At 71.5% G+C, this 12646-nt stretch carries 14 protein-coding genes; 10 read left to right on the top strand and 4 right to left on the bottom strand.

What is annotated here, in order from left to right; all coding sequences use genetic code 11:
- The first annotated feature begins 3 nt into the window (after nt 1–3).
- Complete coding sequence (gene pcaH / locus AB0B90_RS07590; protein ID WP_362921453.1) at nt 4–765, top strand: protocatechuate 3,4-dioxygenase subunit beta; 762 nt, start codon at nt 4–6, stop codon at nt 763–765.
- Nucleotides 766–814: 49 nt separating this feature from the next.
- Entirely contained in the window at nt 815–1339 is a 525-nt protein-coding gene (gene pcaG / locus AB0B90_RS07585; protein ID WP_350946193.1) for a protocatechuate 3,4-dioxygenase subunit alpha, read from the top strand.
- A gap of 189 nt (nt 1340–1528) precedes the next feature.
- Here the strand turns inward: pcaG and AB0B90_RS07580 are convergent, their stop codons facing one another.
- Nucleotides 1529–2017 carry a GNAT family N-acetyltransferase gene (locus AB0B90_RS07580; protein WP_350946192.1) on the bottom strand — a complete coding sequence of 163 codons (489 nt, stop codon included), beginning with the start codon at nt 2015–2017 and terminating at the stop codon, nt 1529–1531.
- 131 nt (nt 2018–2148) lie between these two features.
- Nucleotides 2149–3384 carry an MFS transporter gene (locus tag AB0B90_RS07575; RefSeq protein ID WP_362921450.1) on the bottom strand — a complete coding sequence of 412 codons (1236 nt, stop codon included), beginning with the start codon at nt 3382–3384 and terminating at the stop codon, nt 2149–2151.
- Nucleotides 3385–3523: 139 nt separating this feature from the next.
- On the opposite strand from AB0B90_RS07575, the gene AB0B90_RS07570 reads away from it, so the two are divergent.
- A complete protein-coding gene (locus AB0B90_RS07570) occupies nt 3524–4963 on the top strand; it encodes a PLP-dependent aminotransferase family protein (protein WP_350946190.1) in 1440 nt (479 codons plus the stop codon).
- Nucleotides 4964–5045: 82 nt separating this feature from the next.
- Here the strand turns inward: AB0B90_RS07570 and AB0B90_RS07565 are convergent, their stop codons facing one another.
- Nucleotides 5046–5267, bottom strand: a complete 222-nt coding sequence (locus tag AB0B90_RS07565; protein ID WP_350946189.1) for a helix-turn-helix transcriptional regulator — start codon at nt 5265–5267, stop codon at nt 5046–5048.
- Nucleotides 5267–5764, bottom strand: a complete 498-nt coding sequence (locus tag AB0B90_RS07560) for a DUF2975 domain-containing protein (protein ID WP_350946188.1) — start codon at nt 5762–5764, stop codon at nt 5267–5269. The genes AB0B90_RS07565 and AB0B90_RS07560 overlap by 1 nt, the downstream gene beginning before the upstream one ends.
- 132 nt (nt 5765–5896) lie before the next feature.
- Here AB0B90_RS07560 and argG point away from each other — a divergent pair, with 132 nt between their 5' ends.
- From argG to AB0B90_RS07525, 7 genes are all read left to right on the top strand, one after another.
- Entirely contained in the window at nt 5897–7345 is a 1449-nt protein-coding gene (gene argG, locus AB0B90_RS07555) for an argininosuccinate synthase (RefSeq protein ID WP_350946187.1), read from the top strand.
- A gap of 182 nt (nt 7346–7527) precedes the next feature.
- Nucleotides 7528–8715 carry a sensor histidine kinase gene (locus tag AB0B90_RS07550; protein ID WP_350946186.1) on the top strand — a complete coding sequence of 396 codons (1188 nt, stop codon included), beginning with the start codon at nt 7528–7530 and terminating at the stop codon, nt 8713–8715.
- On the top strand, nt 8712–9371 hold the full coding sequence (locus AB0B90_RS07545; RefSeq protein ID WP_350946185.1) for a response regulator transcription factor: 660 nt from the start codon (nt 8712–8714) through the stop codon (nt 9369–9371). The genes AB0B90_RS07550 and AB0B90_RS07545 overlap by 4 nt, the downstream gene beginning before the upstream one ends.
- 85 nt (nt 9372–9456) lie before the next feature.
- Nucleotides 9457–10170 carry an ATP-binding cassette domain-containing protein gene (locus AB0B90_RS07540; RefSeq protein WP_350946184.1) on the top strand — a complete coding sequence of 238 codons (714 nt, stop codon included), beginning with the start codon at nt 9457–9459 and terminating at the stop codon, nt 10168–10170.
- Entirely contained in the window at nt 10167–10967 is an 801-nt protein-coding gene (locus tag AB0B90_RS07535) for an ABC transporter permease (RefSeq protein WP_350946183.1), read from the top strand. The genes AB0B90_RS07540 and AB0B90_RS07535 overlap by 4 nt, the downstream gene beginning before the upstream one ends.
- Nucleotides 10964–11737: a hypothetical protein gene (locus tag AB0B90_RS07530; protein WP_362921446.1), complete on the top strand. Its 774-nt coding sequence runs from the start codon at nt 10964–10966 to the stop codon at nt 11735–11737. The genes AB0B90_RS07535 and AB0B90_RS07530 overlap by 4 nt, the downstream gene beginning before the upstream one ends.
- A gap of 64 nt (nt 11738–11801) precedes the next feature.
- Nucleotides 11802–12548 (top strand): hypothetical protein, encoded by a 747-nt coding sequence (locus tag AB0B90_RS07525; protein WP_362921444.1) that lies wholly within the window; start codon nt 11802–11804, stop codon nt 12546–12548.
- The last annotated feature ends 98 nt before the right edge of the window (nt 12549–12646 follow it).

Below are 12646 nucleotides of genomic sequence, written 5' to 3'. Positions count from 1 at the left end.
TTCATGTCAACACCGCCCACGCAGGCCGACATCGACCGCGAGATCGCCGAGCTCCGCGAGCTCCGCGCCACCGGGGACGGCGGGGAGAGACACCACCCGTCCCGCGACTACGCCCCCTACCGCAGCACCGCGCTCCGTCACCCCGGGCAACCACTGATCGCGCTCAAGGACCCGGACGCGGCCGAACTCACCGGGCCGGTCTTCGGCGTCACCGACGTCACCGCGCTCGACGCCGACCTGACCAGGCAGCATCTCGGCGAGCCGCTGGGCGAGCGCATCACCGTGCACGGCCGCGTCCTGGACAGGAACGGACGCCCGGTGCGCGGCCAGCTCGTGGAGATATGGCAGGCCAACGCCTCCGGCCGCTACCCGCACCAGCGCGACGACCACCCGGCCCCGCTCGACCCCAACTTCACCGGGGTGGGCCGCTGCCTCACCGACGGCGACGGCGGCTACGCCTTCACCACGATCAAGCCCGGCGCCTACCCGTGGCGCAACCACGTCAACGCCTGGCGTCCCGCGCACATCCACTTCTCCGTCTTCGGCACCGCCTTCGCCCAGCGCCTGGTCACCCAGATGTACTTCCCGAACGACCCGCTGTTCCCCTACGACCCCATCCTCAACTCCGTGACCGACGACCGGGCCAGGCAGCGCCTGGTCGCCGCCTACGAGCACGACCTGTCCGTCCCCGAGTGGTCCCTCGGCTACCGGTGGGACATCGTCCTGGACGGCCCCGCCGCCACCTGGACGGAGGAGAGCCGTTGACGTCCTCCCCAGGGCCGAGGCCCGGGGTCTCCGCGCCCAAGGAGTTTCGATGAACCCCACCCCCTCGCAGACCGTCGGCCCCTTCTACGGCTACGCGCTCCCGTTCCCCGGCGGCGGCGACATCGCGACCGGCGGGATCATCGTGCACGGCCACGTCTACGACGGCGCCGGCGCCCCGGTGCCGGACGCGCTGCTGGAGTTCTGGCAGGCCGCCCCGTCCGGCGACCTCACCGGCGCGCCGGGCACGTTGCGCCGCGACGCGGTGAACGGCGCGGTCCTCGGCAGGAACGGTGTCGACTTCACCGGCTTCGGCAGGGTTCCCACTGACGCCGACGGCCGCTGGACGCTGCGCACCCTCGTGCCGGGCAACGGCTACATCAGCGTCTGCGTGTTCGCCCGCGGCCTGCTGCACCACCTCTATACCCGGATCTACCTCGCCCACGACGCCTTCCTCGACTCGATGCCGTCCGAGCGCGCGCACACACTGCTGGCCACGCCGGAGCGAGAGGGCGTCCACCGCTTCGACGTCCACCTGCAGGGCGAGAAGGAGACGATCTTCTTCGACCTCGGCTGAACACCGGCCGTCCACCGCGAGCGAGTCCGTCCGCCGCACCGTGCGCGACATCGGGGGTGCGGAGCGCACATCCACCGCGAGCGAGTCCGTCCGCCCTGCGGTGCGTGACACCTGGCGTGAGAAGCACCTCCACGGTCGCGGCGCCGGGAGGTCGCGGTCACCCGCGACGACCCCACCGGCGCCGCGCGATCAGAGGGACCTGTACATGATGTGCAGTCCGACGTAGCCCTTGTCCGGATGCTCGAAACCCTCCGGCAGGGTCGCCAGCACCTCGAAGCCCAGCGAGCGCCACAGTGCCACCGCCCGGGTGTTGGTCTCCACGACGGCGTTGAACTGCATCGCCCGGTAGCCCTCGGCGCGCGCCCACTCCAGGACGTGCTCGCCCAGGGCCCGCCCGACGCCGCGCCCGGCATGGCCGGGGTCGACCATGAAGCTCGCGCTGGCGATGTGCGAGGCGGGCCCCATGTGGTTGGGATTCATCTTGGCCGAGCCCAGGACGGTCCCGTCGGTGTCGACGGCGACGACCGTGCGGCCCGGAGGCTCGGGAAACCACATCTCCCGGGCCCGCTCCTCGCTGACGTCGCGGTCCCAGGTGTAGGTCTCACCGGCGGCCACGATCCGGTGGAGGAAGGGCCAGATGGCCGGCCAGTCGCCGGGCGTCGCATCTCTGATCAGCACGACGTCCAGCATGCTGTCCGAGGTGGTGGAGCCACAAACCGTTTTTCGCGGAAAAGCGGAAAGCGGGAAAGCGAGGGCGGTCCGGCGCGGGCAGCGCGCCACCGCTTCCACCGCGGCATGGGCTGTCCGTCTCACCGGCCACCCGTCGCCGTGATCGGCTCTGTGCGCCGGGTCCGCAGGGCCCAGCGCACGGCCGGTCCCGTGGCGAGGCCGGCCAGCAGGAACAGGCCGCCGAGCACCAGCCAACCCGGAGTTCCCCAGGTGAGGATCAGCGTCGTGAGCAGTAGGGGGCCGAGCATCCTGGCGACCGCCGCACCGGATCCGAAGAAACCCTGGTACTGGCCCTGCCTGTCGGCGGGGGCGAGATCGAACCCGATCTCCCAGGCGCCGGAGGCGTGCGCCATCTCGCCGAACACCTGCAGACAGGCCGCGAGGAGCAGGACGAACGCGGCGGCCCACGCCGAGGACCAGGCCGACGACAGGGCGAACACCGCGCACGCGGCGAACAGCACCGCACCCGCCCGCCGTACGGACCGGGAGGCGGTCTCCAGATCCGTGACCCGCCGGGCCACCCGTACCTGGAACAGCACGACGCCCAGGGTGTTGAGGACCAGCAGGGCCGAGACCGTCCAGCTCGGGGCCTCGGTCCGCTGGACGATCCACAGGGGGATGACCAGGCTGAGCAGCGGCATGTTCAGCAGCGTGACCATGTTGAGCAGGGAGACGAGCGCGTACGGCCTGTCCCTGAGCACCGCCAGTGCCGGTTCGCCCGCGGGCGCGGCCGCGGTGGGCGGCACCGGGGGAAGACGGAGCAGGATCAGGGCCGAGAGCAGGAAGCTCAGCGCGTCCATCGCGAGGACCGTCAGGTAGGCGGCCCGGGTGTCGAGGTGCAGTGCCACCCCGCCGAGCGCGGCGCCGACCGCCAGCCCGGCGTTCGCCGTCGCCTGCAGGTGGGCCCGGATCCGGGTGCGCCGCTCCCTGTCCACCAGCCCGGCGAGCAGCGCCTGCCTGGCCGCGGCGAGACCGCACTGCGAGGTCGCGTACAGGCAGGCGACCAGCACGAACCAGGGAAAGGAGCGGACGAACAGAAACGAGCCCACCGAGGTGGCGGTGGCGACGGCGAGCAGGACCGCCGTGCCGCGAGGTCCACGGCGGTCGGCGAGGTGGCCGAGCGGGACCCCCGCCACGAAGCCGACGGCCCAGCCGAGTGTGAGCGCGAAGCCGACCTGGGTCGGCGAGAGTCCCACGATCCGGATGAAGTAGAGCGCCGAGCACACGTAGTACGCGCCGTCCCCGATGGAATTGGTGAGCTGCGCGAGGGCGAGGACTCTGGGCGGCCCGGCAGGGGGCATGATCCGGCTGAACACAGGACTCCTCGGTCGCTACGTGGCCGACATGGCTCCTCGCCGGCCCAGGGGCAACCCTAGGGAGCCGATTGACCCCGCATAAGATCCAATATGAGGTCAACTCATTGGGCCAATCCGAGAGGGCGAGATGGATTTTCACGTGAGCCTCAGCGGGCGCGGCGACCTGTCCGCCCGCATCTACCGGCAACTCCTGGACGCCGTCCTCGACGGCCGCCTGCGCCCGGGGGAGCGCCTGCCCGCGACCCGGGAGCTGGCGCGGCGGCTCGACGTGTCGCGCAACACCGTGGCCGTCGCCTACGAGCGGCTGGCCGCCGAGGGAATTCTCGTCGGCCAGGTCGGGGCGGGCACCTTCGTGTGCACCGAGCCTCTCGCCGGGCCCCTCACCGGAGTCCGTTCGAGGAACGCGCCCGCGGGCGGCGTACGTCCCCGCCGCCACTGGCGCCTTGAGACCGCACCGCCGGCCGAACCGGAAGGGGAGCCGGTCTACGACTTCGGGGTGGGCGTTCCCGACGGGCAGCTGTTCCCGCTCGAAACGTGGCGCAGGCTTGTCACCCGCGAGTTGCGCCCGGCGCTGGCGCGCTCCGCCGGTTACGGCGACCCCTCAGGACACGCGGGACTGCGGGAGGCGCTCGCCCGCCACGTCGGCCTCTCCCGCTCCGTGCGGGCGGGCGCCGACGACGTTCTCGTCACGCAGGGAGCCCAGCAGGCACTCGACCTGATCGGCCGTGTCATGATCGAGCCCGGCTGCCGCGTGGCCGTGGAGGAGCCCGGCTACCCTCCGGCCAGGCTGTTGTTCGAGTCGCTGGGCGCGCGGGTCGTCGGCGTCCCCGTCGACGAGGAGGGACTGGACGTGGCGGCCCTTCCCGACTCCGCCCGCCTCGTCTACGTCACACCGTCGCATCAGTTCCCCCTGGGGATGCCGATGTCCCTCGGCCGCCGCGCCGCGCTGCTCGACTGGGCCGGGCGGCGCGGGGCCGTGGTGATCGAGGACGACTACGACAGCGAGTTCCGTTTCGAGGACCGTCCGCTCGAACCGCTCCAGAGCCTCGACCGCGGCGGCCACGTCGTCTACGTCGGCTCCTTCTCCAAGACGATGCTGCCGATGCTGAGGCTGGGCTTCCTGGTCGCCCCCGCCTCGCTCCAGCCCGCCCTGCGTGCCGCCAAGCGGCTCACCGACTGGTGCGGGGACCTTTCCAGCCAGGCGGCGCTGGCCGCTTTCATCGACGAGGGCCTGCTCGGGCGGCACGTCCGCAGGGCGACGCGCGAGTACGCGGCCCGCCGCGAGCGAATCGTCACCGTTCTGCGGCATGAGCTCAGCGACTGGCTGGAGCCGGTTCCCTCCGCCGCCGGCCTCCACCTCTGCGCCTATCTGACCCCGGACGCCGGGGCCGACACGGCTCCTGTGAGGGCGTACGCGCGAAAGGCGGGTATCGCGCTGCAGGACCTCGCCCCCTACTACGGCGAGACCTCCACGCGGGCGGGACTGCTGCTCGGGTACGGTTCGATCCCCACGGAGAGGGTCGAACCCGGTCTGAGACTGCTCGCGGAGAGCTTCCGCGAGACACTGAGATCCCGGTGATCCCGGTGATCCCGGTGATCGGCGCAGGAGGACGTGAGGGGCGCTGACACGGGCCGCCGGATCCCGGCGCCGGGCGCCGGCCTCATCCGTCCGCGGCGTCCTCGGCCTGCCAGCGCAGCAGGTCTCCCGGCTGGCACTCCAGGACTTCGCAGAGCGCGGCGAGCGTCGTGAAGCGCACCGCCTTGGCGCGGCCGTTCTTGAGCACCGCCAGGTTGGCGGGTGTGATCCCGACGCGGTCCGCGAGCTCGCCCACGGACATCTTCCGTTTGGCCAGCATGACGTCGATGTCGACGGTGATCGGCATCAGATCACCTCCTCCAGTTCCGCCCGCATCCGGGCCGCCTCCACGTCGCGTGCGACGGCCTGGGCGAGCAGCATCCGCAGCACGAGCACGACGAGCGCCACCCCCAGGACCGCCGTGGCGGCCCCGCAGATCAGCAGGACCATGCCCGGGGGGACCGGGTCGCCCGGCGCCAGGACGACCGCGAGCGCGAACACCAGGAGGGCGGCCGCCGTGATCGCGCCGATCACGATGTGAACGTACCGGAAGGCGGCGTGGGAGAACACGGTTCCGCGTCGCACCATCGTCACCAGCCGCCACACGCAGACCAGGACGACCTGGATCGTGACGACGCCCAGGAAGACGATCACGAGGAGCGGGGCGCGCAGGTACGCGACGTCCGCGTCGAGCGCCTCCAGGTCGACGGCGAACAGCGGCACCATCACCGCCTGGACGAACACCGATCCGGCGAGCAACACCACGAGCACGGCGCGAAGCGCGAGCACCGTTAATCTTCCCATCGTCTCTCCTTCTATCGAGCAACGATGTAAATATATCGATATTCGATAGGTTCGGCAAGAAGTCGGGCTGCCCTGAGAGGTGGAGAGCTGGAATTTTGCATAGTCATGCGTCGTGATGCATACTCTTGTCTCATGTCCAAGGTTCTCACCTCCTTGCCCGCGGGCGAGCGCGTCGGCATCGCCTTCTCCGGCGGCCTCGACACCTCGGTCGCCGTCGCGTGGATGCGCGACAAGGGTGCCGTTCCGTGCACCTACACCGCCGACATCGGCCAGTACGACGAGCCCGACATCGCCTCGGTGCCCGGCCGCGCGCTGGCGTACGGCGCCGAGATCGCACGCCTGGTCGACTGCCGCGCGGCGCTGGTCGAGGAGGGCCTGGCCGCGCTCACCTGCGGCGCGTTCCACATCCGCTCGGCCGGACGCCCCTACTTCAACACCACGCCGCTCGGCCGCGCCGTCACCGGGACCCTGCTGGTCCGGGCGATGATCGACGACGACGTGCAGATCTGGGGCGACGGCTCGACGTTCAAGGGCAACGACATCGAGCGGTTCTACCGCTACGGCCTGCTCGCCAACCCCCACCTGCGCATCTACAAGCCCTGGCTGGACGCCGACTTCGTCTCCGAGCTCGGTGGCCGCAAGGAGATGTCGGAGTGGCTGCTCGCCCACGGCCTGCCCTACCGTGACAGCACCGAGAAGGCATACTCGACCGACGCCAACATCTGGGGCGCCACCCACGAGGCCAAGACCCTGGAGCACCTCGACACCGGCATCGAGACCGTGAACCCGATCATGGGCGTGCGATTCTGGGACCCCGAGGTCGAGATCGCCACCGAGGTCGTGACCATCGGCTTCGAGCAGGGCCGCCCGGTGACGATCAACGGCAAGGAGTTCGCCACCCCCGTCGACCTGGTGATGGAGGCGAACACGATCGGCGGGCGGCACGGCATGGGCATGTCCGACCAGATCGAGAACCGGGTGATCGAGGCCAAGAGCCGGGGCATCTACGAGGCGCCGGGGATGGCGTTGCTGCACGCGGCGTACGAGCGGCTGGTCAACGCGATCCACAACGAGGACACCCTGGCGAGCTACCACAACGAGGGACGGCGGCTCGGCCGGCTGATGTACGAGGGCCGCTGGCTCGACCCGCAGGCGCTGATGCTGCGAGAGTCGCTGCAGCGCTGGGTCGGCACGGCGATCACCGGAGAGGTGACGCTGCGGCTGCGCCGCGGTGAGGACTACTCGATCCTGGACACCTCGGGACCGGCCTTCAGCTACCACCCGGACAAGCTGTCGATGGAGCGCACCGAGGACTCGGCGTTCGGCCCGGTGGACCGGATCGGCCAGCTCACCATGCGCAACCTCGACATCGCCGACTCGCGCGCCAAGCTGGAGCAGTACGCCGGCCTCGGCATGGTCGGCACCACCCATCCCGCGCTCATCGGCGCCGCCCAGGCGGCCTCGACCGGGCTGATCGGCGCGATGCCGCGCGGCGGCGCGGAGGCGATCGCCTCGCGCGGCGAGGTCTCCGACGACGACGAGATGCTCGACCGCGCCGCGATGGAGTTCGGCACCGACTGACGGAGATGCGTAGGTGAGCACCTCCCGCCGAGGTCTCACCCACCGACTGACCGGTTTCGGGTCTTCAACAGGATCTGTCCTTCGAGGACTCACCCACCGGCCTCCCGGCCGCTCGCGCGCGGGGAGAGCGGGCGCGTGTCCGCCGTCCGGGACAGAGCTCCCCGTTGGGATACCGTTCCAGCGTGGACAGGGCCGTACCGGCCGCGGCCGGAGCGCCGCGGCCTTTCGTGGACGCGGCGGCCGCGCTCCTGGTCGTCGGGACGCTCTGGCTCCCCCCGATCATCGGCGCGGCCGGGGTCTGGCGCCCGGCCGCGGGGACGGCGCTGGCCGCGGTCGCGGTGGCGGCGATGCTGCTGCGCTGGCGGTGGCCGGTGCCCACGGTGGCGGCGGCCGGGGCCGCGACGGTGGTCGCGACCCTGCTCGGTGTGTGCCAGGATCCGATGCTCGCCACGGCCTGGTGCCTGTATCCTCCGGCGCTCACCCGCGCGCCGCGGGTTCGCGGGCTCGCCCTCGTCGCGGTCAGTGCCGTCGCGGTCCTGGCGGCCGTTACGGCCGTCCCGCGAGACAGCCTGGGCGGCTCGGGTCAGCGGGTGGTGATCGCGATCGCGGCGCTGAGCGTGTCGTGGTTGCTTGGGGTCGCCGTGGGCAGGCGGATCGAGTCCGTTCGGGAGGCGGAGCGCGCCCGGGCGGCCGAGCGGGCCGCTCGCACGCAGCTGCAGGTCGCCCGTGAGGTACACGACGTGGTGGGGCACGCCCTCGGGCTGATCAGTGCCGAGGCGGGGGTGACGCGGGGCCTTCCCGACGCGGGCGAGCGGGAGCTTCGTGACGCGCTCGCCGACATCGAGGATCACGCGAGGACGGCGCTGGAGGACGTCCAGTCGCTCGTCCGCTCGCTCAGGGCGGGACCCGGCGAGGAGCGGACGGACACAGCCGGACCCGTCCCCGGCGTCTCGGACGTGCCTGCACTCGTCGCCGCCACGCGGGCCGCGGGAGTTCGTGTCGAGGCGCGGATCGCCACGCCCGGGCAGGTCGGCGAGCTCGGTGAGGCCGTCGCGGCGGTCGCGTTCCGTATCGTTCAGGAGGCGTTGAGCAACGTGGTGCGGCACGCGCCGGGCGCCGCCTGCACCGCGGAACTCCATCCGGACGGTGACGCGCTCGTCGTGCGGGTCCGCGACGACGGCCCGGGCGGGAAGGGCGAGGGGGTGTCAGGGTTCGGCCTGCTGGGGATGCGGGAGCGGGCACGGCTGGCCGGTGGCACCGTGACGTGGCGGAACCTGCCGGAGCGGGGATTCGAGGTTGAGGCCCGGCTGCCGCTGGGGGACGATCGAGCCGGTCGGGAATCGGACGGCGGCGACCGGGGAAAGAGATGACACCTGTCAGCGTGTTCCTGGCCGACGACGACGGCCGTTTCCGCGGCGTGTACCGGAAACTCTTCGACCGCACCGAGGGGTTCCGCGTCGCGGGGGAGGCGGCCGGTGGCGTGGAGGCGCTGCGCCTGATCCTCGCGCTGCGCCCAGACGTGGCCCTGCTCGACGTGCAGATGCCGGACGGCGGCGGACTGGAGGCGGCCCGTGGTGTCCTCGCCGAGGCGGAGGGCACCCGGGTGATCATGTTGACCACGTTCGATCTCGACGAGTACGTCCACGAGGCGCTGACCCTGGGCGCGTCGGGGTTCCTGCTGAAGAACGCCTCACCGCAGGAGGTGCTCCACGCGGTCCGTGCGGTTCACGCGGGCCATGCCATGCTCGCGCCGGAGGTCACCGCGAGGCTGGTGCGCCGGTTCGCGCCGGAGCGGTCGCGGCGCCGGCACGCGTTCGCGGACGAGGTGCTCTCCGGCAGGGAGATACAAGTGATCCGGCTGGTCGCGCGAGGATACTCGAACCAGGAGATCGCCGACGAGCTCTTCCTGAGCACGGAGACGGTGCGCACGTATCTCAAGCGGGTGTTCGCCAAACTCGGCGTGAACGACCGCACCCGCCTGGCCGTGCTCGCCTACGAGGCGGGTCTGCTGCACGAGCCCCGCTGAGGTGTCCCCTTTCGGGGGACGCGGCCCCGCACCCCGTCGCCGCAGGCTGGGGACGTTCGTCCAAAGCGAGGGATCGGGGTGCGCGGTGATCGAGATCAACGGGCTCAGCAAGCACTATCGGAACAGGAAGGCGGTCGACGACGTCACGTTCACGGCCAGGCCCGGCCGCGTCACGGCGTTCCTCGGCCCGAACGGGGCGGGAAAGTCCAGCACGCTGCGCGTGCTGCTCGGCCTGGACGCAGCCACCGGCGGGCGGGCGCTGATCGGGGGGAGGCGCTACCGGGACCTGCGATACCCGCTGCGCACGGTCGGCGCCCTGCTGGACGGTGCGGGGCCGGTGCCCGAGCGCCGCGCGATCGACCACCTGTCGTGGATCGCCCGGTCGAACCGGATCCCCCGGGAGCGGGTACGGGAGGTCCTCGATCTCGTCGGCCTGGCGGACGCCGCGAGACACCGGGTGAAGAACTACTCACTGGGCATGAGGCAGCGACTGGGGATCGCGGGGGCGCTGCTCGGTGAGCCGGAGGTCCTCGTCCTCGACGAACCCGTGAACGGGCTGGACCCCGACGGCATCCGCTGGGTCCGCGACCTGCTCAGGGAGCACGCGGCCCTGGGCCGTACCGTGCTGCTGTCGAGCCATCTCATGAAGGAGACGGCCGACACGGCCGACGACGTGGTGATCATCAACCGCGGCCGCATCGTCGTCAGAGGGACGCTCGCGGAGGTGACGGCCGGACACGCCTCGCTGGAGGCGGCGTTCTTCGCGCTTACCGGCGACCGGAGCGGGGCGCACCGGTGAGCGAGGTGTCCGCGGCCACCCGGGCGGAACTGAGCAAGATCCTCACTCTGCCCGGTGCCTGGATCGCCACCGGCGTCGTCCTCGCCCTGCACGTGCTGGTCCAGATCCCGCCCGCCGGGCTGTTGGCCGACGCCGTCGCGAACATCACCTCCGACGGCGTCATCGAGATCTTCACCGGGCAGCCTCAGCCCGCCGCCGAGGCGATCCTCGGCCTCTGCACCGGGGCGTCGCTGCAGATGGGTCTGTTCCTGCCCGTGCTCGCCTCCGTGATCGCGGGGCAGGAGTTCCGCTCGCGGCAGCTCGGCCTGACCGTGCTCGCGATGCCGCGCACGGTTCCCCTGCTGGTCGCCAAGCTCCTCGCCACGGCACTGTACGTGTCCGTCGTCGCGATCCTCATCGCGGGCATCAGCGCCGCGTTCACCTACGTCGCTGTCAAGGACTGGAATCCGGGCCTGCTCGTCACCGGGGAGGCGTTCCTCGGCCATGGCCGGTTCGTCGCCTTCGCGGTCCTGTTCTGCCTCACCGCGTTCGCCGTCACCCTCACCGTGCGCGGCACCCTGACCGGCGTCGTCGTCACCGTGGTGCTGATCACCGTCACGATGACCCAGGTCCTGGCCGGAATCGCGCCCGAGGTGGACGCCCTGTTCCCGCTCAGCGCGGCGAGGAACCTCATGCTCGACCCCGGCGTCAACGACCTCACGGCCGGACGGACGCACGGCCTGCTCGTCCTCACCGGATGGGCCGCCGCGACCTCCGTCGCCGCGGGTGTCACGCTCGGCGTGAGGGAGGCGCGATGAGTCCCCGGCCGATGGTGGCCGTCCGGTTCCGTGACGTCCTGGCCGCCGAGCTGATCAAGATCACTACTCTCCCCGCCACCTGGATCGTCCTCGCCCTCGGCTTCGGCGCAGGCGGCCTGCTCGGGATCGTCGCGGCCACGGACGTCGTCCGTGTCGCCGGTCAGGACGGTCGGATCCCGATCGCCGAGCTCGGCGCATTCACCCTCTCGCCGGTCTACGCGTTCGTCGCGATCGCGGTCTTCGCGGCCGGCGGTGAGTACCCTGGCGGCCAGTTGCGCGTCAGCCTCGCCGCCGTCCCCGGCCGTGACCTGCTGTTCGCCGCCAAACTCACCGCGAGCGCGGCCTTCTGTCTGGTCGCGTCGATTCCGGCCGTCCTGCCGGGACACCTCCTGCGTAACCTGTCGGCGATTCGCGCCGGGGAGCCGGAAGCCGGTGACGCCGTGGCCGGCCTCCTCGGCCTCCTCGGCCTCCTCGCCGCCTACCTCCTGCTCGGCCTCGTCGGGTTCGGTCTCGCCGTCGTCACGAGAACGGTCGTCACCCCGCTCGTCACACTTCTCCTCACGCCCGTCCTCGTCTCACCGATGTTGGAGGGCACCCTTCCCCACGTGGTGAGCCTCCTGCCGCACGAGGCGGCCCTCAGCCTCATCGGCATGCCTGCCGACCCCGCCACCGCGCTCGGCCCGGCCGCCGGACTCCTCGTGTCGGCCGCCTGGGCGACCCTCTCCGTCGCCGTCGCCCGGTGGACCTTCGTCCGCAGGGACACAACGTGATGATCGTCAAGATTCACCGCGGAGCGCCGCGCTCGTCGGCGACGTCGACACGGAGGATGGCGTGATGAGTCGGAGACGCAGGGTGTGGCGGTGGCTGCCGGTCGTCGTCACGGGACTGGTCGCGGCCGCGGTGGCGGGCATCGCGCTCGCCTTCCCCTCGCTCGCGGCCACGACCTGCCCGACCTGTTACGGGATGAGACAGGTCAGGACGGGTCTGTACGTGGAGTCCGGCCTGACGGCGGACAGGGAGCGGCAGGTGGCGCAGGTGATCGACGCGGCCGGCCGGCGGGTGGCGGACTTCTACGGCGGGCGCCGGAGCTCTCCCGACATCCTGGCCTGCCTCACCGCCTCGTGCTACCGCAGAATCGGCGGCGGCGGGGAGCGTGGGATCGCCGTGCTGAACCGTGCGATCATGCTGTCACCGGGCGGTGTCAACCCGGTGATCGCCTCACACGAGATGTCGCACGTCGAGGTGCACACCCGCCTCGGATCCGGTGCGGCGCCGCTCCCGCAGTGGTTCGACGAAGGGCTGGCCGTCGTGGTCTCCGACGATCCCCGCTATCTGAAGCCCGAGACGGCCGGCGACCGGTGCCGGGTTCCCGAAGGGGAGGCGCCACCTCGGACGCTCGACGAGTGGCTGCGCACGGCGAAAGCCGACCCGGACGCGTACGCCAAGGCCGCGTGCCGGGTGAGCCGGTGGCTTCGGGTGAACGGCGGTCCCGGAGCCGTCCTCGAACTGGTCGAGCATGTGGCAGGCGGCGGTGAACTGCCCGCCTCTCTGCGGGCCGCGTCGCGCGAAACTCCTTCGTGACGGCGTTCGTGACGGCGTTCGTGACGGCGTTCGTGACGGCGTTCGTGACGGTGGTTCATAGCGGGGTCGTGCCGTCCGCCGTCTCCGGCGAACCACGT

This window comes from Streptosporangium sp. NPDC049078 (assembly GCF_040648855.1).
Lineage (GTDB): Bacteria > Actinomycetota > Actinomycetes > Streptosporangiales > Streptosporangiaceae > Streptosporangium.
Note: the sequence above shows the minus strand (reverse complement) of the source record. Positions and strands in the feature narration are given on the sequence as shown.